The 21537-nt window shown below is 39.2% G+C and carries 21 protein-coding genes; 18 read left to right on the top strand and 3 right to left on the bottom strand.

Going from position 1 to position 21537, the window contains the following annotated elements; genetic code table 11:
- The first annotated feature begins 2 nt into the window (after nucleotides 1-2).
- From rnz to MHH87_RS10145, 3 genes are all read left to right on the top strand, one after another.
- Complete coding sequence (gene rnz, locus MHH87_RS10155) at nucleotides 3-941, top strand: ribonuclease Z (RefSeq protein ID WP_340749189.1); 939 nt, start codon at nucleotides 3-5, stop codon at nucleotides 939-941.
- 217 nt (nucleotides 942-1158) lie between these two features.
- Nucleotides 1159-3153 carry a methyl-accepting chemotaxis protein gene (locus tag MHH87_RS10150; protein ID WP_340749188.1) on the top strand — a complete coding sequence of 665 codons (1995 nt, stop codon included), beginning with the start codon at nucleotides 1159-1161 and terminating at the stop codon, nucleotides 3151-3153.
- A gap of 140 nt (nucleotides 3154-3293) precedes the next feature.
- On the top strand, nucleotides 3294-3524 hold the full coding sequence (locus tag MHH87_RS10145; RefSeq protein WP_340749187.1) for an acyl-phosphate glycerol 3-phosphate acyltransferase: 231 nt from the start codon (nucleotides 3294-3296) through the stop codon (nucleotides 3522-3524).
- Nucleotides 3525-3785: 261 nt separating this feature from the next.
- Here MHH87_RS10145 and proC read toward each other — a convergent pair whose 3' ends face one another.
- Nucleotides 3786-4592 (bottom strand): pyrroline-5-carboxylate reductase, encoded by an 807-nt coding sequence (proC, locus tag MHH87_RS10140; protein WP_340749186.1) that lies wholly within the window; start codon nucleotides 4590-4592, stop codon nucleotides 3786-3788.
- A 382-nt stretch (nucleotides 4593-4974) separates the two neighbouring features.
- On the opposite strand from proC, the gene MHH87_RS10135 reads away from it, so the two are divergent.
- The gene (locus MHH87_RS10135) at nucleotides 4975-5916 is read left to right on the top strand and encodes an MBL fold metallo-hydrolase (protein WP_340749185.1); all 942 of its coding nucleotides are present in this window, start codon (nucleotides 4975-4977) and stop codon (nucleotides 5914-5916) included.
- A 139-nt stretch (nucleotides 5917-6055) separates the two neighbouring features.
- Here the strand turns inward: MHH87_RS10135 and hmpA are convergent, their stop codons facing one another.
- Nucleotides 6056-7216: an NO-inducible flavohemoprotein gene (hmpA, locus tag MHH87_RS10130; RefSeq protein WP_340749184.1), complete on the bottom strand. Its 1161-nt coding sequence runs from the start codon at nucleotides 7214-7216 to the stop codon at nucleotides 6056-6058.
- A gap of 184 nt (nucleotides 7217-7400) precedes the next feature.
- On the opposite strand from hmpA, the gene MHH87_RS10125 reads away from it, so the two are divergent.
- Nucleotides 7401-7841 carry an RrF2 family transcriptional regulator gene (locus tag MHH87_RS10125; RefSeq protein ID WP_340749183.1) on the top strand — a complete coding sequence of 147 codons (441 nt, stop codon included), beginning with the start codon at nucleotides 7401-7403 and terminating at the stop codon, nucleotides 7839-7841.
- A 53-nt stretch (nucleotides 7842-7894) separates the two neighbouring features.
- Here the strand turns inward: MHH87_RS10125 and MHH87_RS10120 are convergent, their stop codons facing one another.
- Nucleotides 7895-9196: a globin-coupled sensor protein gene (locus tag MHH87_RS10120; RefSeq protein ID WP_340749182.1), complete on the bottom strand. Its 1302-nt coding sequence runs from the start codon at nucleotides 9194-9196 to the stop codon at nucleotides 7895-7897.
- A 762-nt stretch (nucleotides 9197-9958) separates the two neighbouring features.
- Here MHH87_RS10120 and MHH87_RS10115 point away from each other — a divergent pair.
- From MHH87_RS10115 to MHH87_RS10055, 13 genes are all read left to right on the top strand, one after another.
- Entirely contained in the window at nucleotides 9959-10975 is a 1017-nt protein-coding gene (locus MHH87_RS10115; protein WP_340749181.1) for an EAL domain-containing protein, read from the top strand.
- A 762-nt stretch (nucleotides 10976-11737) separates the two neighbouring features.
- Nucleotides 11738-11971: a hypothetical protein gene (locus tag MHH87_RS10110; RefSeq protein ID WP_340749180.1), complete on the top strand. Its 234-nt coding sequence runs from the start codon at nucleotides 11738-11740 to the stop codon at nucleotides 11969-11971.
- Nucleotides 11972-12154: 183 nt separating this feature from the next.
- Nucleotides 12155-12610 (top strand): LytTR family DNA-binding domain-containing protein, encoded by a 456-nt coding sequence (locus MHH87_RS10105; protein ID WP_340749179.1) that lies wholly within the window; start codon nucleotides 12155-12157, stop codon nucleotides 12608-12610.
- Nucleotides 12603-13016: a DUF3021 family protein gene (locus MHH87_RS10100; RefSeq protein ID WP_340749178.1), complete on the top strand. Its 414-nt coding sequence runs from the start codon at nucleotides 12603-12605 to the stop codon at nucleotides 13014-13016. Before MHH87_RS10105 ends, MHH87_RS10100 begins: the two co-directional genes overlap by 8 nt.
- Nucleotides 13007-13963: an ABC transporter ATP-binding protein gene (locus MHH87_RS10095; RefSeq protein WP_340750963.1), complete on the top strand. Its 957-nt coding sequence runs from the start codon at nucleotides 13007-13009 to the stop codon at nucleotides 13961-13963. Before MHH87_RS10100 ends, MHH87_RS10095 begins: the two co-directional genes overlap by 10 nt.
- The gene (locus tag MHH87_RS10090) at nucleotides 13932-14807 is read left to right on the top strand and encodes an ABC transporter permease (RefSeq protein WP_340749177.1); all 876 of its coding nucleotides are present in this window, start codon (nucleotides 13932-13934) and stop codon (nucleotides 14805-14807) included. Before MHH87_RS10095 ends, MHH87_RS10090 begins: the two co-directional genes overlap by 32 nt.
- A 58-nt stretch (nucleotides 14808-14865) precedes the next feature.
- Nucleotides 14866-15615 carry an SDR family NAD(P)-dependent oxidoreductase gene (locus MHH87_RS10085; RefSeq protein ID WP_340749176.1) on the top strand — a complete coding sequence of 250 codons (750 nt, stop codon included), beginning with the start codon at nucleotides 14866-14868 and terminating at the stop codon, nucleotides 15613-15615.
- A gap of 125 nt (nucleotides 15616-15740) precedes the next feature.
- Entirely contained in the window at nucleotides 15741-16250 is a 510-nt protein-coding gene (locus MHH87_RS10080; RefSeq protein ID WP_340749175.1) for an acyl-CoA thioesterase, read from the top strand.
- A 254-nt stretch (nucleotides 16251-16504) separates the two neighbouring features.
- The gene (locus MHH87_RS10075; protein ID WP_340749174.1) at nucleotides 16505-17698 is read left to right on the top strand and encodes an argininosuccinate synthase; all 1194 of its coding nucleotides are present in this window, start codon (nucleotides 16505-16507) and stop codon (nucleotides 17696-17698) included.
- Between the two features lie 66 nt (nucleotides 17699-17764).
- Nucleotides 17765-19135 carry an argininosuccinate lyase gene (argH, locus tag MHH87_RS10070; RefSeq protein ID WP_340749173.1) on the top strand — a complete coding sequence of 457 codons (1371 nt, stop codon included), beginning with the start codon at nucleotides 17765-17767 and terminating at the stop codon, nucleotides 19133-19135.
- Nucleotides 19136-19536: 401 nt separating this feature from the next.
- On the top strand, nucleotides 19537-20022 hold the full coding sequence (locus MHH87_RS10065) for a hypothetical protein (RefSeq protein ID WP_340749172.1): 486 nt from the start codon (nucleotides 19537-19539) through the stop codon (nucleotides 20020-20022).
- A 36-nt stretch (nucleotides 20023-20058) separates the two neighbouring features.
- Nucleotides 20059-20202: a hypothetical protein gene (locus MHH87_RS10060; RefSeq protein ID WP_340749171.1), complete on the top strand. Its 144-nt coding sequence runs from the start codon at nucleotides 20059-20061 to the stop codon at nucleotides 20200-20202.
- Nucleotides 20192-21535 (top strand): arsenic transporter, encoded by a 1344-nt coding sequence (locus MHH87_RS10055; protein ID WP_340749170.1) that lies wholly within the window; start codon nucleotides 20192-20194, stop codon nucleotides 21533-21535. The genes MHH87_RS10060 and MHH87_RS10055 overlap by 11 nt, the downstream gene beginning before the upstream one ends.
- The last annotated feature ends 2 nt before the right edge of the window (nucleotides 21536-21537 follow it).

Here is a 21537-nt window from a genome sequence, read left to right as displayed (position 1 = left end):
ATATGCAGCTACAATTTTTAGGAACTGGAGCAGGAATGCCATCAAAGGAGCGCAATACGAGTGCTCTTGCAGTGAAGTTGCTAGAAGAACGCGGCACCATTTGGTTATTTGATTGCGGTGAGGCAACACAGCATCGCATCCTTCATACAACGATTAAGCCACGCAAAATCGATAAAATCTTTATCACGCATTTACATGGTGACCATATTTTTGGTCTACCTGGCTTTTTAAGTTCTCGGTCCTTTCAAGGAGGAGACGAGCTAGTCACAATTTACGGTCCAAAAGGTTTAAAAGAATGGGTCGAAATGACACTTGCGCTATCAAAAACACATTTATCATATCCAGTTCAATTCGTTGAAGTGCAGGAAGGTATTATTTTTGAGGATGAGCAATTTACTGTAACTGCGATGCCGCTGGAGCATGTCATTGAATGCTTTGGTTACCGTATTGAACAAAAATCTTTAGCAGGTGAATTATTAATTGATAAAGCTAGAGAACTTGGTGTGCCAAAAGGTCCGCTTCTTGGTCAACTAAAGGCAGGACGTAATATTACTTTAGATGATGGTACGATTGTGTATAGTACAGACGTTACATCTCCGCCGAAGCCTGGTTTTACTCTGACCGTGTTAGGCGATACAAAATATTGTGTCAACGCGCAAAAGCTAAGCGAGAATGCAGACATTGTTATCCACGAAGCAACCTTTGATCACGCAACGATTCATCTTGCTGCTCAATACGGACACTCCACGAATACTGAGGCGGCATGGATTGCTCATGACGCTAATGCAAAAGCGCTCATACTGAACCATATTAGCGCACGTTTCCTAGCGCATGACCTACAAACTTTAGTAAGCGATGCCCGTACGATTTTCACGTCAACGTTTATCGCCAATGATTACAGTACGTTTGACTGGAAGCATGGGAAATTACTATTATTATAATAATTACTTTGAATAAATATACGATAAAATACCTATTTTATATCGGATAAATAGGTATAGACACATATTTTTAAGTTAGTAAATGGTGTGTTAGCGAAATTTTTGTGAAAATTATCAATTTCTCTTAAATTATTTACTTTTGATTTTGAATATTTTATTAATTTATTCGCTATTGTAAAGTAAAATATAGGAAATAGAGAGAGTTGGTGGATCGTATATGTTTAAATCAATGAAATGGAAAATGATGTTTCCAATTTTAGTATCAGTCGTCTTTATTATCGCAGCTTTTGCAACTTTTATTTACAAAACAACCAATGACAGCATTCAAAAGCAAGGCCAGGCAGTAGTTGAATCGATTCGCCTGGGAATAGAAGGTGCCATTTTATCTCGTGAAGTGTCAGAGAACATTATGGAAGATGAAATGGTCTCAGAATCTGTACTTATTTCATGGATATTAGAAAATGGTGGCACACATGAAGATTTAAAGGCGTTAGCTGAACGTGGTGGCATTGACGAGATATGGAGCACAGACGATAAGGGAAATACAACGGTGACGTCAATTGCGCCGAACATTGATTTTAACTTTGGATCAGATCCAGCAGGCCAAGCATACGAGTATATGCAGCTTCTAAATAACGACGTAGCAGAGATTTCACAACCTGCACAAATTCGTGATGTGGACGGTGAGTTCTACAAATTTGTAGGTGTCGGCTCTTGGGACCCTGCAAACCCAAAAATTATCCAAGTGGCGCGTAACGGACAAATGCTACTGGATTTAGAAGCAAAAATCGGGAAAGAATTCTACATGAATGAGTTAAATCAATACTTAGATGAAACGGTTTTATACGCAGCAGTCGTTGATGAAGCTGGTGCAGTGCTTGCAGCAACAAAAGAATTGTCATTAGAGGCTGCTGGTTTTGCAACTTCTGCTTTCAACATCACGACTTTGAAGTATGAAAAATCAAAATTTAGTGGTGAACGCGTAATGAACTACGTGATGCCGCTTTCTGATGGTACATATTTAGCTATTACAATTTCTAATAAAGTATTAACAACCATTTTAATTGCAACAATTATTGCAGCGATTATTGCGGTTGCTATTTTAATGGGAATCACAGATGTAACAATTTCACGCCAAATTAAGCGTATTACAAGTGTTCGTGATTCATTAAATGACATTAGTCGTGGCGCAGCGGATTTAACAAAACGAATTGATCTTCATTCGGGTGATGAAATTGGTCAGCTCGTTACCGCAAGTAATGCTGTAATGGATAACTTCCAAAGTATTATGCTCGAGCTAAAAGAGCGCTCAACAATTATCCATCAGTCAACGAATGAAATTCATAATCACGCATCGCAAACGACAGTATCCTCGAGAGATATTCAGACTGAAGCAGTAGGGGTTGCAAATGACTCGAAAACACAGATGAAAAGCATTGAAGATAGCGCATTTGCAATGGAAGAACTGGCAAGGGGCATTCAGCACATTACAGAATCAATTATGGAAATCTCCAATATTTCAAATGATACAGAGGAAAACGCCGTTAATGGTGTAAATGTTGTAGAAAACTTATTAATAGAATTATCAAAATTACATGACAAAACAGAGAAATCTGTAGAACGTACCAAGGAATTAGTGAAGTTGTCGGATATGATTGGCGACTTTACGACTGTTATTACAGGCATTTCAGACCAAACGAACCTACTTGCATTAAATGCTTCGATTGAAGCGGCACGTGCTGGTGAGGCAGGTAAAGGCTTCGCAGTAGTAGCAGAGGAAGTTCGCAAACTAGCCGAAGAATCAAAAGTCGCAGCAGAGCGCATTTCGGCGGTTGTATCAGACGTACAGCATGAAACGGTGCAAATTGTTGATGCGATTACATCAACATCACAAGTATTAGAAGCAGGCCGCAACATTGCAAATAATGCGCAGTCTTCATTCCATCAAATTGCCGAGGGTATTAAAGTCATTTCCGATCAAGTGGACCAAGTATCAAGCGCATCAGAAGAGATGGCCGCAAGCACGGAGGAGATTACCGCATCTTTTGAAGACGTTGCACTATTATCAAAACAAACAACAAATCGAGTGGACTCAATGGCCAATTATGCGACAGCACAAGTAACGAGTATGAATGACATGGCTACATCCGTCGATTCATTATTCAATGTTTCGAATGAACTACAAAATACAACAGGTAAATATAAATTATAAATTTATAATTAGAGCTGTTCTAGAAAGTGAAAAATACACTTCTTAGAACAGCTTCTTTTAATACGTTCGAAATTCTTTTTAGAAAATAATGGATGCACCGAGCGGATATTCGTTATAATGAAAAAAAGGGGGAAGGATTTATGAACCAACCACGAATGAAACCGGCTGTATTAAGGTTACTTGTTATTTTTCCAAATCTTATGAGCTATATATTACTATTTGGTGTTGTCGTGTATATTAGAACAAATTTAGAAGCTTTAAAAGCAGCCGACGCATTAAATGTTTGGCTTATTATCGCTGCTGTCCTAGGTCCAATGGCAGTCTATACTACATATTCCATCGTTAAACGCATTAAAGCAGGAGTACTTTAAATAAGCAAAACGAGAAGCTTGAATTAAGTCGCTTCTCGTTTTTTTTTGTTGTTTTTGCTGGAGTAGGTTGTAGCGCTTCAAGCATTTGTTCATAAACTGAATTTGGTGTATCGAACTAATTAAATTTGAGTGAACGAACTAACCGGTTACCCGAACGCACTAAAGACCAGGGTGAACGAACTAACCCCGTCCCCAAACGCACTAAATTAACCCTTAAACGCTCTAAATTTTCGGGTCCTCTCGACTAGTAGAATACTATTCTTATTCACCACGAGCTAGTTCACGTGACCGTGTTTCAGCACTGCGAATGCAGCTCGCAATGGCATCATTAAAATGCATCGATTCTAACGCGCGAATACCGGCCTCTGTTGTTCCACCTGGGCTCGTTACTTTACGGCGAAGGATTTCAGGCTCTTCCTTCACTGTTTTTAACATTTCAGCGGAGCCAGCGAGTGTTTGGACCATAAGCTTGCGAACTAACTCTTTTGGAAGGCCAAATTCTGATCCAACTTTTTCGAATGCTTCTAGTAAATAATACAAATAGGCTGGACCACTACCTGAAAGAGCTGTGATTGCGTGAAGCTTATCTTCTTCTACTTCAATAACGATGCCAACCGCTTCAAGCATTTGCATGTATAATGCTTTTTGTACTTTCGTTACGCGCTCATTGAAGGCGATACCGGATGCCGACATGCCAATGGTTGCGGATGTATTCGGCATTACGCGTGCGATCGCGCGGGCACCAAGGCATTCCTCAACCGTATTGATGGAAATTCCGGCAAGGACAGACAAAACGGCTGTTTCCGCTGATACATACTGTGCAATTGAAGCCATTGCCGTTTTCGCATCTTTTGGTTTCATTGCTAGAATAATTAAATCCGCTTCATGCAATTCCTCCATATTGTCTAACATTTGTACACCGTAGCGCACATTTAATTCTTCAAGTCTTGCTCGGTTAGAGCGGTTCGATACGTACACATGCTTTGCTTGAACTACTTCGTTTACTACCCAACCATGAATTAACGCCTCTGCCATTGATCCTGCACCGATAAATACAATTTTTTGCATGTAAAATCCTCCTTAAACACAAATAAAAAGCGTTCTCGTCCTTATATAAGGACGAAAACGCTACTAGTTTCCGCGGTACCACCTTAGTTCACATAAATGTGCAACTTTCAAGCCTTTTTATCGCAAAGGATACGGTTATGTTGTCATAACTGCTCAGAAAGAGGTTCGATTAATTGAGCGGGCTATGTCGATTTCACCAGTTCGACACTCTCTACAACCATCAATTAATTTACTTGTTTTCGTCGTCGCATTAATTTGGAATTATCGAAAATTATATAAGTGTAATGAAAAAGTGTCAACCTATTGCGTGACGAAACTTTAAAAAAAGAGTAAAATAGACTGAACAACCATTCATTTTTAGAGATACAAAGGGGATGTTTTAATGGAATTACATAAAATTATTATTCCAACGCCATACGCGGTTGGCGATGTAAATGCTTTTCTAGTAAAGGGCGATGCATTAACGCTGTTCGATGCCGGCCCGAAAACAGAGGAAGCTTATGAGGCTTTAAAATGGGGGATTCGCGCTGCGGGCTATGATATGAAGGATATTGAGCAAGTAGTATTGACGCATCACCATCCGGATCATGCCGGTTGGGTCGACGCGTTTCCAGATGCCGCGGTGCTTGGGCATAAATACGTCGATCACTGGATGCGCCAAACGGATGACTTTCTAAAATATCATACTAAATTTTACATCCAACAGTTGATCTTAGAAGGCGTGCCGCAAAACTATATTGATCAAATCATTAAGGTGCGTGGAGAAATTGAGTTATTCGGTACGACGCCATTAACTCAGTTTTTAGCAGAGGGAGATGAAGTGCCGGGGCATCCAGGACTTCAAGTGTATGAAACACCTGGCCATGCACAAAGTCATCTCATTTTTGTTGAAGATGGAACACGCGAATGCATTGGCGGCGATTTATTGTTAGAGAAGGTTTCGTCTAATCCTTTAGTGGAGCCACCATTTGAATTAGCCGGTGAGCGCCCTAAATCATTGCTGCAATATAATGCCTCGCTGAAAAAACTGAGCGATTTAAATGTATCGAAAGTTTATACAGGTCACGGGGACGAAGTATACAATGTATCGGAGCTCGTTCAGGAGCGTTTAGAACGTCAGGCGCAGCGTGCATTAAAAGTACGTGAAATGATACAAGAGCCAAAATCTGTTTTTGAAGTAACACAGCAATTATTTGCAAAAATTTATACGAGACAGCCAGGATTAACGCTATCTGAAACGCTCGGCCAGCTAGATTATTTGGTGGATGAAAACCTTGCCACATATGAAAAGTCTGGCGATGTTTATTATTATCAAAAAGCATAAAACTAAAATGAACCTGTTCAAAAGTGAGTTTTGAGCAGGTTTTTTTTACAGGATTGTTAAATGACATCATCTTGCCCTCTCTCAAACTTATGGCACAACAAAAAATCCCCTCGCCACAAATAGGCAAGGGGACTACGAATTAGCGAGTTACTTTAATTTGTAATGCCATTGCAGGGCCGAAGAATTCATAGTGAATTTTATCTGCTCCTACGCCAATTTCAACAAGAAGTGCAATAACGGCTTCCATGAAAGGCGCTGGTCCACAAACATAAACTTCTGTGTCCGCAACTAGTAATTTTTCAATCATATCTTTTGTAATAAAGCCTCCAGTATCAGAGTACAACGCTTTGTACGTACCGCCTAGTTCAGCCACTTTTGCTTGTACTGTTTCTGTGAATGCAGCCACGTTTTCATTTCGTGAACATTGGACAAATGAAACATTACGACCTTCGATTGTTTGTAGCATGCTTTGTAATGGTGTTACACCAACGCCGCCGCTGATGAATAATACAGGTGAATCATTTTTTACTAGTGTGAATAATCCAGCTGGTGCACTTACCTCGACTACTGTACCAACTTCTGCGCTGTGTAAGAAGTTTGATACAACTCCAACAGGTTCAGAATCGGATTCACGTTTTACTGAAATACGGAATTCATTATCAGTTCCTTCTGTAATTGTGTACTGGCGGATCATTAAATATTCCTCACCAGGCACAGCTACACGTACGCTAATGTATTCACCAGCAGTATATAGTGGAAGTGTAGAACCATCTTCTGGTGTTAAATAGAACGAAGTAACAACATCGCTTTCCACTTCTTTGCGTGCGATTTTGAATGGTTTGAACATTCTCCAACCGCCGCTTTCTTCTGATGCTCTGTATAAATCTTCTTCAACTGAAATGAAGATGTCCGCAATTACACCGTATGCTTGAGCCCAAGCGTCGATGATATCAGGTGTTGCTGCGTCACCTAATACTTCTTTAATCGCACCAAGTAAGTATTTACCAACGATTGGGTAATGCTCTGGTAATACCCCAAGGCTGCGGTGTTTGTGTGCGATTTGCATTACAGCTGGGACGATTGCCTCTAAATTTTCAATGTGTACGGCTGCTGCATAAACCGTGTTAGCAAGTGCTGTTTGTTGACGATCTTTCTTTTGGTTTGTGTGATTAAAAATGTTTAGTAAACTTGGATTATCTTTAAATAGGTTCGAGTAGAAAGTTTTTGTAATTGCCACACCGTGTACCTCTAGTACAGGGACTGTTGCTTTAATCGTATCAATTATTTTTTGTTGTAACATGTTTGACCACGTCCTTTCAGTAATAAATATACATCTATTGGAAATTTAAAGCAATATATAAAATGCATCTTTAACAAAATAGACACAAATGATGTATTTAAAATACATCTTAAAGTTTCAGGCACATTTATTATGTGTGACGATGGAAGATGTTATACTAGTAAATAGAAAGTTGGTGGAGATAGTGCGCTTAACCGTCTATACAGACTATTCACTGCGTATGCTCTTGTATCTTGGCATCCGTGGTCAAAATCATTTAGCGACGATTCAAGAAATAGCAGATACGTATCAAATATCTAAAAATCATTTAATGAAAGTCACATATGATCTAGGACAGCATGGACTCATTGAAACGATTCGCGGGCGAGGCGGTGGCATCCGTCTAGCGCTCCCTCCAGAGGAAATTAATATTGGCGCTGTTGTTCGCAAGACAGAAGAAGATTTCCATTTAGTAGAGTGCTTTAATCCAGAAAATAACTTATGCAAAATTTCGTCCGAGTGCCAGTTGAAAAATGTATTATATGAAGCACTTCAAGCGTATTTGGCGGTGCTTGATAAATATACGCTTTCGGATTTCTTGCATTCACAAGAGTCGTTGTTAAAGCTTTTAGGTATTGAAGAATAAAGGGCTATGTCTAAGACGAAAAAATCGACTTGGACATAGCCCTTTTTAATTTGTTATAAATTCATCGCGGTGTCGTATAAGTTCGTTGCTTTGTCAGCCATGGTGCTCGTGTCATCGCCGATCGAACGGATAATATGGCTTAAACTCGTAATATCGCTTTCGATTTCTTTTATACGTAACTCATTTTGCTCGATTTCGTATAAAATATGATCGAATTTTGATTGCGTAGAGATCGATACATCCAAGCCGCTTAGTACTTGTCCTTTTACTTCTTCAATCGTTACGACTGCTTTTGATGTTAATGTAGTAGACGTTTTTGCAAGGATTGTAATGCTTTCAACCGATTGTTTAGACTGTTCGGAAAGTTTGCGAACCTCTTGTGCTACAACGGCAAAGCCTTTTCCATGTTCCCCTGCTCGGGCTGCTTCAATCGATGCATTTAATGCTAATAAATTCGTTTGGTCGGCGATTGACTTTACCATTGATACAATATCAATTATTTCCTCAGACGATTGCTTCAGTTTTACAATGAGTGCATCTAATTCATTCGTACTTGATTCAATGTGCTTCATCTCTTGTTCAAGATGTTTGACGTCCTCATTGCCCAGTTTAGCATTCGTATAAATATGATGAACGATTTCAACATTTTCCTCAATTTTGTAATTTAAGTTAGTTGTATAATCATTTATTTGTTGAAGGGAGCTATTTGTTTCTGCCGTTAGTTCTGCAACATCTTCACTAATCGCTGAAATATTGCTTTTCAATTCATTTTTCACTGCATTATACTGCTCGTTACGCAGTTGAATATTTTGTTGTTCATATTCCTCTAGTACAATTTGCATTTCTAAGTTAATAAATTTTGATAGGGTATGCATCGTTTCCATTCGAGCATTTGAATCGCTTACGTCTTTAACAATTAACTCAAACATAATTTTTTGGATATGGTGAAATGTTCCCATATACCATTTTGGCGCGAGCCCAATTTTAAAATGCATACGTGCCATCTTACGTTTAGTTTCAACGATTTCCTCAGTAAATACCCCATCAAACATTGCAATAAAATAATTGCCCACCGTCATTTTTAAGCGCTCAAGGGTCGTTCTCTGTTCAATAATTTCCTTCAGTGATGGGACCGCCAACACATGTTCATAAAAGACATTGGTAATATCTTGAATACCCGCTTGAATAAACGGTTGATATGATTTTAAACGCCGCAAATCATCTTCTGTCATTCCGATTAGCTTCATTTGTTTTTGTAATTCAGGCATATTGTGTAACTTTATTACAGGGTGAAATGTCATCAACTCACTATTGATCGGCATACTTACTTTTTTTTTCGTGAAAAATTGCAGCATTTTATATTCCACCTTTTCATTTGTTGTATAACTATTGTATAATGTTTGTACAATGTTTAGTCAAGTTATTTTCAAATGATTCTCCTTAATTTTTGTTTTTGTACAATTTTTGGAAATAGAGAACATAGAGTGAAGCCCTATACAATTTAACAAGTTTCATGAATGTGGGGCTCGTCGAAACAAGTAATTTGTAAATGGAAAGAATGATGTAACGTCGTTGAACCAGAGCGTTTAGAAAATGGCCGTCGTATTTAACAAACAAAGCATCCCCAATTGATATTAAAAGTGAAGAATCTATCTAATACAGGATGTTCGATAATAGAAGCAATCAATTAAGCATATGTAAAAAAGGAGGAGGTGTAGGAGCAGACTGAGGTAAATTGCTCACAATAATGTATGGTGAGGTACTTAGAAAAATCGGTGCAATGCGATGGACAGCTTGAGGTTCTTGTTTATATTTTACTTCTACAAGCCATGGTGTACGACTGGCAAATATTTTTAATCTGGAGCTAGCCTAATGTCTGTTCAATGGATCGAGTAGAAGAGAAATTTCAACCAAAAAGTAGTATTATTGTCGGCCATAACAAGCGTTGTATTTACACTGTACCCAGACTTTTAACTACAGCTCGATCAGTTTGCAGTGTAGTTACCTGCTAGAAAATTTTATTTGGGCGGAGCCGGAGCATTACAACAATTGCAAATGAAAACAGTCTACCCTTTAAAAATAGCGAATAACTTAATAGAAATATTGGAGGGAATATGATGGGTTGTAAAAACTGCATAATAACGGAATTACAATATGATATCAAACTGGAAGGCGACAAAAACGAGGCGATGAAAGAGGCGATAAAAAGTCACTTTACTAGACGAAATCTGACAATAATATTTAATCAAAATACGTTTCGAATATCGGAATCAGGCATGAGCGAGTTTCTTGATTTTTGTTTAGATGAAATGGAAGCTGACAACGTTTATTTCAAAGTTGAAGATGGCAAGTGGCAACCAATTACAGAGGCGAGAACGGTTGTCGCTCTTGACTGGATCGATGAGGTCATTCGAAATAAACAGGTAATTTGTTACTCGCAACCAATTGTAGACGCACAGCAAAGGATATTTGGGTATGAAGTACTTGCACGCTTTCGCAATGCGGACGGGACGATGCTGTATCCAAACGAAGTGTTCCATGCAGCGAAATTACGCGGCCGCTTGTATGCACTTGACCGTTTATGTCGTTTGACAGCCGTACGTTATGCGGCTGTATTGCAAAAGCGAACATTTATTAACTTTATTCCGACGTCTATTTATGCTCCAAAATTTTGCTTACAATCAACAGTCACTCTCGCTAAGCAATTAAATATTGACCCGAAGCAATTTGTTTTCGAAGTGGTAGAGTCAGAGTATGTGGAAGATATCGAGCATTTAAAGAATATTTTAAAATATTATCACGAAAAAGGTTTTGCTTACGCATTAGATGATGTTGGAGAGGGTTTTAGTACGATTGATTTATTAGTTGAATTGAAACCGAATTACATGAAGCTGGACAAAAAGTATGTACAAGGTGTTTCAAATGATATCGTCAAGCAGCGCGTAGCAATCAAGTTTTTCCTGAAGGCTTGTGAAATTGGTGCGGTGCCACTTGCAGAAGGAATTGAAGAGTACGCGGATTTTTTATGGCTGAAGAAAATTGGCTATGAACTGTTTCAAGGTTATTATTTTGCCAAACCAACAGAAGAGCCAACCCGTTTTATAGATGTTGTTGAAAAGCCATTGTTTTTATAACTGCAAACCGTTCTTAAACAAGGCGTAATTGCACGGGGTTTTGGAATCTTGTCTTTATTAAAATCACTTAGCCTTAAAATAAAATAGCCATTAACCAAAAGGCATGTGTCTATTTACTGAGGGCACTGAAAAACTTACATTAATGGCTCTACAACAAAATCAGTACTTGAAAGCACATTCCACTCCAGGCGGACGCTTTCCGCGGGCGTGGCTTGAGCCTCCTCCTCCGCTTCGCTTCGTGCGGGGTCTCAAGGCTCACGCTTTTCCCGCAGGAGTCGCCGCCTTCCGTTCCATGTGCTTATAAAGTAGTACTCTTTCATTTAAAGTAAAGCACATGTTTTGGTAAAGACCCATTTTAATTATAACGAATCTTTTTCAAATTAAAATAAGGCACTTCCTGTTCAATTTTGAACAGGAAAGTGCCTTATTTCTTTCTCTATCCCTTACTCTATTTCATTTAGTAGCTTCAATATTCGTTTCAGACTTACAGCAAAAATGGTTGTGGCACCTTGAATTTCCATACCAAATAGACCCGTAGCCGATACGGTATCGTACCCATGTCCGTTTTTCAATTCACTATTCAATTTCAAAATAGTATGTTTGACTTTGGATAGTATTCGTTCCTTTCATTATAAAAGGAATGCTCATTTTAGATAAGTGAATGACGAATTTATACTTAACAGATACAAGTTGATTGGAGTGGAGGCGACGACTTCTAGGGGATTAGCGAGCAGCTTGAGACCCTGGAATGAGGCCAACACGATGTTGGTCACAAAGGCGTTGCCACAGGACGTGGCGTACTTAGCCTTTGTTCCTATATTTCCCCCAAGCGGCTCAAGGCTCGCCCCCAGAAAAGCGTTCGCCGCAACGGAAATCAACGACATCGAAGAAAAAAGCCAGTTCTTGAACGATGTCTCGTTCAAGAACTGGCTAAACTACTTTATAGACTTTTTCAGTGCAGTCCATTTTCTGGATGCATGTTTTTTTTGTGGATAAGAAAGAAGAACTTTTCCATCCACATAAGCAAAAACATCAACTTGCCACATTTTGAGCGAGTTATGCCTTTCTAAGATGTTAAGGCGCTTTATTAACCACTTACCTAGTAAAAACAACCTGTTATAGAAAAATATGAAAAATCAGATATTAATCCACTATACTATTGTTAAGGGAGGTGCATAGATGAAGGTTCATTTGAAAATCGAAGAACAATATACAGAGCTGGAAGTACATATTCATACGAATGAATACACGGACAAAGTGGCGCAGCTTGTTGAAAGCTTAAAGACGCCGAAAGTATCAGTAATTGAAGGCTATGATGTGGAAGGGATTTTTTTAGTAAAGCCACAAGATATTTATACGATTTATGCCGAGGACAATAAAGTATTTCTTCAACTTGATGAGGCCGAATATGAAACGAAATATAAAATTTACGAGCTTGAAGCTATGTTTGAGGATGATTTTATACGTGCGAGTAAGTCGATACTCATTCAGCTTAATCGGATAACGTCAATTCAGTTTCGTGCGCTCTCTTCCACGGTGGCTGTTTTATCTAATGGGGTAGAGGTGCCGATTAGTCGAAAATATTTAAAGCTCTTAAAGGAACGCTTAATGCTAAGGAGGGGGAAGCATGCTTAAATGGGTTCAATCCGCACTGATCGGCTTATTATTAGGGTTATCATGTACGTATATTATTATGTCGCTCAACGTTTACCATGAGGTGGAAAGAGTAGTTGATGGCAAGTTTCTCTTACAACAGGCTGTGCTTGGCGCGGGGCTTGGAATTGCAATCGGTTTAGTTAGCCGAATATTTTCGCTTGAAAAACCAATACTTGTCCTGCTCATTATTCATTATGCCGCAGTAAATAGTCTTGTATTTTTATTCGGTATGTTTGGAAACTGGTTTGAGCAAAACTTAGCATCTATTTTCGAACTTATTTTTACAACGTTAATTACCTATGTAATCGTTTGGGCGATTTTACTTGTACTTGTACAGCGTGATGTTAGTGAAATTAATTCTTTATTAAAGGAGCGATCACAATGAGTAAGCCAATAATTGAGGTGCAAAATTTAACGAAAAGCTATGGGACATTTCAAGCAGTAAAAGATATTTCATTCACAGTCGCTCAAGGTAGTTTATTTGCTTTTCTCGGAACGAATGGCGCTGGAAAATCTACAACAATTTCAATGCTTTGTACGCTAATTGAAAAAGATAGCGGTACGATAAAAATGAATGGCGTAACGCTAACAGGGGCGAAAGAGCAACATGCAATTCGCTCAAGCATTGGTGTTGTTCCACAAAAAAATCCACTTGATAATATGCTAACGGTTTATGAAAATATATGGCACCGCGGCATGTTATACGGCCTGTCAAAAGCGAAATTTGAAGAGAATTATGCATTTGTATCTTCCTATTTACAGTTAGAGGATATTGCCGCGAAGTATTACGGAAAGCTTTCAGGTGGGCAACGGAGACGCGCGGATATTGCTCGAGCGCTTATTCACAAGCCAACCATATTATTTTTAGATGAGCCGACAACGGGACTCGATCCACATACGCGCATTTTTGTATGGGAAGCCATTCGCCGCCTGCAACAGGAAACGAATATGACGATTTTTTTAACGACGCATTATATGGAAGAAGCTGTAGTGGCGGACCGCATCGTTGTGATAAAGGAAGGCCAGCTCATTGCAGAGGGGACTCCGGATGCATTAAAGGACCGCTATGCACTTGACCGTGTACGGGTTACACTTCAAAATCCATTTATGCTTGAAAAAGTGAGCCAAATTATTCAGTCGGAGTTTGAACAAAAAGGCGATGTAGTAACATTTTCTGTGCCGTCTACATTGCATGCACTCGACATATTAAATGACATCAAATCATATATCCAATCTTTTGAAGTGATCAAGGGCTCGATGGATGATGTGTTTATTCAGTTAAATGAAGGAGGAACAGCTAATGATCGGACTGCTACATCTGTTACAGCGTAATAATAAACTATTTCGACGGGATCGCACGCAAGTATTTTTCTCGCTGCTCTCTGTGTTTATTGTGTTATTTCTTTATATTCTGTTTCTACAAAAATCACAGCTTGATGCGATCGAGTCTATGATTCCAATGACTAGTGGGGTCAAAATACTGGTCAATGAATGGATGGTCGCAGGTATTCTGTCCATTATGGGTGTTACAACAACATTAGGTGCCCTCGGATTATATGTGCGTGACCGTGAAGAAGGGGTATTCCTTGATTTACTAACAACACCGATGCGAGCACTGCAACTACAGCTAAGCTATGTCATCAATGCGTGGATAATCGGTATGGCTTTTTCACTTATTGGTCTCGCGCTGTGCGAAGTATTTATTGTCGCTACCGGCGGAGATGTTCTGGCGTTTCCGGCTATGCTGAAGGTAATTGGCTTCCTTGCGCTAGGGGTGACGGCTAGTAGTGCCATGAACTGTGTACTCATTTTGTTTACTAACCGTCAATCTTCGTTCTCAACACTTGGTACAATCGTCGGCACAGCAATTGGATTTTTCTGTGGGGTATATGTGCCAATTGGCGTGCTACCGGAGTTTGTTCAAAAAATCATTACGGCCTTCCCAATTAGTCATTATACGTCACTATTGCGTCAGGAAATGATGGGCGATTCACTGGAGACGGTGTTTACTGAAGCGGTTGTTCGTTCCGAGTACGAAAAAATATTCGGTGTTGTGTTTGAATGGCAAGGCGGCATTCTTTCTTCCTCAATGAGCATTAGCTATTTAATCTTCAGTATTATCGTTTTTTTAGTCCTATCACTGTTGTTATTTAAAAAACAAAATCATACCTACTAACATTACCGTCTCTTCTGTAAAATAGAGTAAACGGTATGTGGAAGGGGTATACACAAAAATGAATAAAAAAACAGTATTTGTCACAGGGGCTACGAGCGGAATTGGCCGTAAAATTACGGAATTATGCATTGCAAAAGGCTACACAGTTTATGCGACAGGCCGTAATGAAAGTGCATTAGCTACATTAAAGGGGCTTGGCGCACATGTGATCCAAGCAAATCTGCGTGTTACTGAAGACATTGACCGTGTCGTAAGTGAGCTGCCAAAAATTGATGTAGCAATTCTAAATGCAGGTCTAGGCATTTTCGCCAATGCTTATGATTTAGAGGACGAGGACATTAACCAAATGCTTGAAGTAAACGTCAAAGCGCCGATTTACTTAACAAAACGGTTAGCACCGAGAATGATTACACAAGGACACGGACATTTCATTTTCATTAGTTCGCAAGCGGGTAAAGTAGCAACGCGTAAAGCAAGCGTTTATGCAGCGAGTAAGCATGCAGTGACAGGCTTTGCGAACGGACTCCGTCTAGAGTTAGCAGAGCATCATATTCCTGTCACAGCTATTTATCCAGGACCAATCGACACGCCGTTTTTACAAAAGGCCGATGCGACGAATGCTTATCGTAATTCGATTGAACGATTTCTTATTACACCAGATTATGTAGCCGAAGCGGTTATAAAAACGATTCAAAAACCAGTACGAGAGGTGAATTTACCACGGGTGATGGGGTTAACAAGTAAATTTTATGCTGTAGCACCGCGGCTCATTGAATTTGTAGGTAGAGGATTTTTTAATAAGAAGTAAACTAGAAGACCGCTTGAACTTAAGCGGTCCTTTTATATATTAAAATAGCGATTTTCATAGTTTTTTTAGAAAATAATAGTATAATCGATAAGAAATGTAAGTTTTTTAGACTGAGGGGTAGTATAATGGAAAAATTTTGTCATGAATCAAGGGTGTTTCGTTCGAGTCGGGTGTTCCCGAATGATTTTAATAATCACAACACCTTGTTTGGGGGAAGGCTGTTAAGTGATATGGACCAAGTTGCGTCGATCTCTGCAGCGAAGCATAGCCGTTTAGAATGTGTAACCGCCTCCGTGGATACGGTGGAATTTCTTCATCCAATTCGCCCGTCTGACTCGGTAACATTCGAATCGTTTGTTATTTGGACAGGATCAAGTTCAATGGAGGTTTTTATTAAGGTGTATGCGGAAAATATGAAAACAGGGGAATCAAAAGTCGCTTCGATTGCGTACTTCACATTTATCGCACTTGATGCTGACAGGAAACCTGCGACTGTACCACAAATTGTGCCTCAAACAAGAGAAGAGCGCTACTTATATGAAAAGTCAAAGCAACGAGCGCAATTTCGTACTGATAAGAAGGAACATAATAAAGAAATCGTGTCCTTCTTACGAAATCATTACAGTTCTTTCTAAGATTATTGATTGTTCTTTTTTTATGCACGTAAATGAATAAATAGAAAAAAGCGCGAAATTGTAAAGAATAGCGAAAAAATGCGTGAGCGAGTATTGAAAAAACCCAATGAAAAAGAAGTTTTTAGATATCACAAAAAAGTCTAAAATTTTATATAAATACAGTTGCGTTTATTTTTATAACATGGTACTATTCGTGTATAAACTTTTAAACAAATGTATAAACATACAGTTGAAACATCGGAGGGGCAAGAAACATGGCAAATAAAAAAGTAGTATTAGCATATTCAGGTGGACTTGATACATCAGTAGCAATTCCTTGGTTAACAGAACAAGGTTGGGACGTTATCGCAGTATGCCTAGACGTTGGTGAAGGTAAAGACCTAGAATTTATTAAAAACAAAGCACTTCAAGTAGGTGCAGTAGAATCATACATGATCGACGCAAAAGACGAATTCGCAGAAGATTTCGCTTTAGTATCATTACAAGCACATACTTGGTATGAGCAAAAGTATCCATTAGTATCTGCACTTAGCCGACCATTAATTTCAAAAAAGTTAGTTGAAATTGCAAACGAAACAAATGCTGATGCTGTAGCACATGGTTGCACAGGTAAAGGGAATGACCAAGTTCGTTTCGAAATCTCTATTAAAGCATTAAACCCAGATTTAGAAGTTCTTGCACCTGTACGTGAGTGGGGCTGGAGCCGTGACGAAGAAATCGAATATGCAGCGAAGCATAATGTGCCGATTCCTGCGACACTTGATTCACCATTCTCAATCGACCAAAACTTGTGGGGCCGTGCAAACGAAGCGGGTGTTATGGAAGATCCATGGGTTGCACCACCAGAAGAAGCTTACGGTTTAACGGTAGCAATCGAAAACACACCGGATACAGCTGAAGTTATCGAAATCGAATTCGTTAAAGGGAAACCAGTTTCACTTAACGGTAAAGAGATGAAACTTGCTGACTTAATCCAAGAATTAAATGCAGTTGCTGGCGCACACGGTGTTGGCCGTATTGACCACGTTGAAAACCGTTTAGTTGGGATTAAATCTCGTGAAGTATACGAAATCCCAGGTGCAAAAGTATTATTAACTGCACATAAAGAACTTGAAGATATCACGCTTGTAAAAGAGCTTGCTCACTTCAAACCAGTAATCGAGAAAAAACTATCGGAGTTAATCTATGATGGTTTATGGTATTCTCCATTACGTCCAGCACTACAAGCATTCCTTGACGAAAGTCAACAATATGTAAACGGTACAGTTCGCGTGAAACTATTCAAAGGTCACGTAATTGTGGAAGGACGTAAATCACCGAACTCACTATATAACGAAAAACTTGCAACTTATTCTAAAGATGATGCATTCAACCATGGCTCAGCTGTAGGCTTTATCGAATTATGGGGTCTTCCAACAGTAGTTGCAGCAGGCGTAAACAAAAAATAATGACAAATGATGAGCGAGCGCAAGTTGCGTATCGCTCACATTTTTAACTAAGGTAAGGTGTAATTCATGACGAAATTATGGGGCGGCCGTTTCCAAAAATCAGCTGAGGCTTGGGTAGACGAATTCGGCGCATCAATTGGCTTTGACCAACAATTAGTAATGGAAGATATTGAAGGTTCAGTTGCTCACGTAACTATGCTTGGCGCACAAGAAATTTTACCTGCTGCAGATGTAGAAAAAATTCTTGACGGGCTTAAACAGTTAAACGCAAAGGCAGAGGCCGGCGAACTGGAGTTTACGGTGGCAAACGAGGACATTCATTTAAACTTAGAAAAAATGTTAATCGATTTAATCGGGCCAGTTGGTGGCAAGCTACACACCGGACGCTCACGTAACGATCAAGTAGCAACGGATATGCACTTGTTCTTAAAAAAACGTGTCGTAGAAGTAATCGGCTTAATCGAAAACTTCCAAAAAACACTTTTAGCACAAGCAGAGAATCATATTGAAACGATCGCACCTGGCTATACGCATTTACAACGTGCGCAGCCTATTTCATTCGCACATCATTTAATGGCGTATTTCTGGATGCTAGAGCGTGACAAGCAGCGTTTCACGGAATCGATTAAACGTATTGATATTTTACCACTTGGCGCTGGTGCAATGGCAGGGACGACTTTCCCGATTGACCGCCTGAAATCGGCTGAGCTACTAGGCTTTGCGAACGTTTATGCAAACTCAATGGACGCCGTTAGTGACCGTGATTTCATCGTCGAATTTTTATCAAATTCTTCATTGCTAATGACGCACTTATCGCGTTTTGCCGAAGAAATTATTCTTTGGTCAACTGATGAGTTTAAATTTATCGAGTTAGATGATGCCTTTTCAACGGGTTCATCTATTATGCCACAAAAGAAAAACCCGGATATGGCTGAGCTAATTCGTGGGAAAACAGGTCGTGTGTACGGGAATTTAATGGGCTTACTAACAGTTCTAAAAGGTACACCCCTTACGTATAACAAAGATATGCAAGAAGACAAAGAGGGGATGTTTGACACAGTGCAAACAATCCTTGGCGCTCTAAAAATCTTTGAAGGTATGGTGCGCACAATGACGGTTAATACGCAACGCTTGCATGACGCGGTGCATAGTGACTTTAGTAATGCGACAGAGCTAGCGGATTACCTTGCAAAGAAAGGTATGCCATTCCGTGAAGCACATGAAGTAACGGGGAAACTTGTTTTCACATGTATTCAAAAAGGCATCTATTTATTAGATTTACCAATTGAAGAAATGAAAAAAGAGAGCGAGCTACTTGAAGCTGACATTTATGACGTGCTTGCACCAGAAGCAGCTGTTCGTCGACGTAACTCTCTTGGAGGCACGGGCTTCGAGCAAGTAAAGGTTCAACTTGAAAAAGCGAAGGCTTGTCTGTAGGTACCCATTACCGAAACAATTTTCAAAAAGCATTCAATATGCGTTGTACAGCGATGCACAATTGCAGCACCTTATCTATTGAGTAGCCAGAGGGTGAAAAATAGGTAATAATAACCAAATTGGTTACATAATCTGCCCCTAGGAGACGCTGGGGGCAGATTTTTTTTGTTGAATAAGTAAGGACATCAACTCGGCCTATCTTAGACGAGTTGTGTTTTTCTACTTTTTTTCACAATTCACAAAGAAAGTCGTCAATGCCCCAAATAATTCCTCAAATATAGTAAATAAACCTCCCTGAGTCTTAACAACATGCAAATTATGATAAACATAGGCCTTTGACAGTAAGCCCGTAGTCAGAGTTACATATAGATAGCAAGACAATAAAAACAGGAGGGCTAGAAATGAACAAGGAAATGTTGCTGTCGCTAATGGATAAAGTGGTTAAAGTAGACCGTGGTGGACCGGAATCTCGGATTGGAAAGCTCCTTGCTGCAGGGGATGATTATTTTACAGTAATTACAGAAGAAGATGGTGTTGTTTATTATAAAACACAACATATTAAAAGCCTTACAATTGACACGAAATCAGGCTTGAAATTTAATATGGAAATGCCGGAAAAACTTGAATATTTACAGGATGCGGATTTTGTATCGGTAATAGGCAACCTGTATCATCATTGGATTAAGGTAAATCGCGGCGGTCCGGAAATGATTGAAGGCATTTTAGATGAAATAACAAAGGATTACGTCACAATTATTTCAAATGGTGAGGTTATTCGTCTATCGATGTACCATATTCGCAACATTAGCGCAGGTTCGAAAGCTAAAGAGTCAAACGAAGAAAAAGGTAATAGTAAACAAACAAAAAATTCATATAGACGTAAATAAAAAGTTCGCAACTATTGGAGAGAAAGGGGGGATTTTATGCTCATGTTACTCTACTTTTCAATAGTTGGGGCGGTTTTTTATAAGCTGTTTTTGACTACTCCGCGCGAAAAGAAACCAAGCATTCCAATTACAAAACCAACAATTCCAAAGCATGAGGCGGCTGATTTGCATGGTGGATAGCTCGGTTACATTGATGATGGTTGTTTTTATGCTAACAATATTATTCATGTTGTGGCGACCGTTTGGCATCAATGAAGTAATACCCACAACAATTGGTGCGGGCATTATTTTAATAACGGGCATTGTTTCGTGGCAAGATGTTTCGGGCATCGTTACAATTGTCAGCGGCCCTGCAATAACGATTCTATCTACCATTATGATGTCCATTGTACTTGAAAGCATCGGTTTTTTTCGATGGATTGCTTATAATATCATTATCAAGTCTAAGAATTCGGGCACTCGACTATACATTTATACGAATTTACTATGTTTCTTTACAACAATGCTGTTCAATAATGACGGGAGCATTTTAATTACAACACCAATCATTATTCATATCGTCAAACTTCTCCGATTTAAGCCTCACCAAATCTTCCCGTATTTAATTTCGGGTGCTCTCATTGCCACTGCAGCAAGTGCTCCAATCGCCGTCAGCAATATTTCAAATTTAATCGCACTAAAAATGATTGGCCTCAGCCTAAATAGTTATGTCAATATGATGTTCGTTCCGTCGATGATTGGCATTTGTATAATTGCATTGCTTTTATATTTGTATTTTCACAAAGAGCTGCCGAAGAAAATTACATTTATTCCTCATCACTACACAATGAATCCATCAGCCCATCCACTTAGTACGAATCGGGAAGAAGAAGTGATCGATTGGCAAATGATTAAAATTTGTTTAATCATTGTCGTAGCGACGAGAACTAGCTTTTTTGTGCTTACCCCACTAGGCATATCAATTGAATGGATTGGCCTTGTAGGTGCATTGATTTTGATTGCTTACAGGTGGATGAAAACGAGAACGGGAATAATTGATATAGTTAAAGGGTCGCCCTGGCATATTTTTTTATTTGCCTTCAACATGTATGTCCTTGTATACGGTCTACAAAATGTCGGATTCAATGACATGATTATTCGCTTACTTAAAGACTTTGCTGAGCAAGATGCAATGAATGCTGCAATTGCGTTTGGCGTACTTTCTACTGTACTCTCAAACGTATTTAATAATCTTCCAGCTGTCATGATTGGTACGTTTTCCATTATGGATATGGACTTAAGCCCACTACTGTTACAAATAGCATATTTAGCAAATGTATTGGGAAGTGATATCGGTGCACTCCTAACGCCAATTGGTACACTCGCAACGCTTATTTGGATGTTTATATTGAAAAAAAACGGCATTCACATCACATGGGGGAAATATCTCAAAGTTACGGTTTATGTTATTCCAATTGGATTAATTGTGAGTTTATTTAGTTTATATGCATGGACGATGTGGCTATTTGAATGAGA

Source organism: Solibacillus sp. FSL H8-0538 (assembly GCF_038003525.1).
Classification (GTDB): domain Bacteria; phylum Bacillota; class Bacilli; order Bacillales_A; family Planococcaceae; genus JBBOPI01.
The sequence above is the reverse complement of the archived record's forward strand: the minus strand, read 5'-3'. Positions and strand labels throughout refer to the sequence as shown.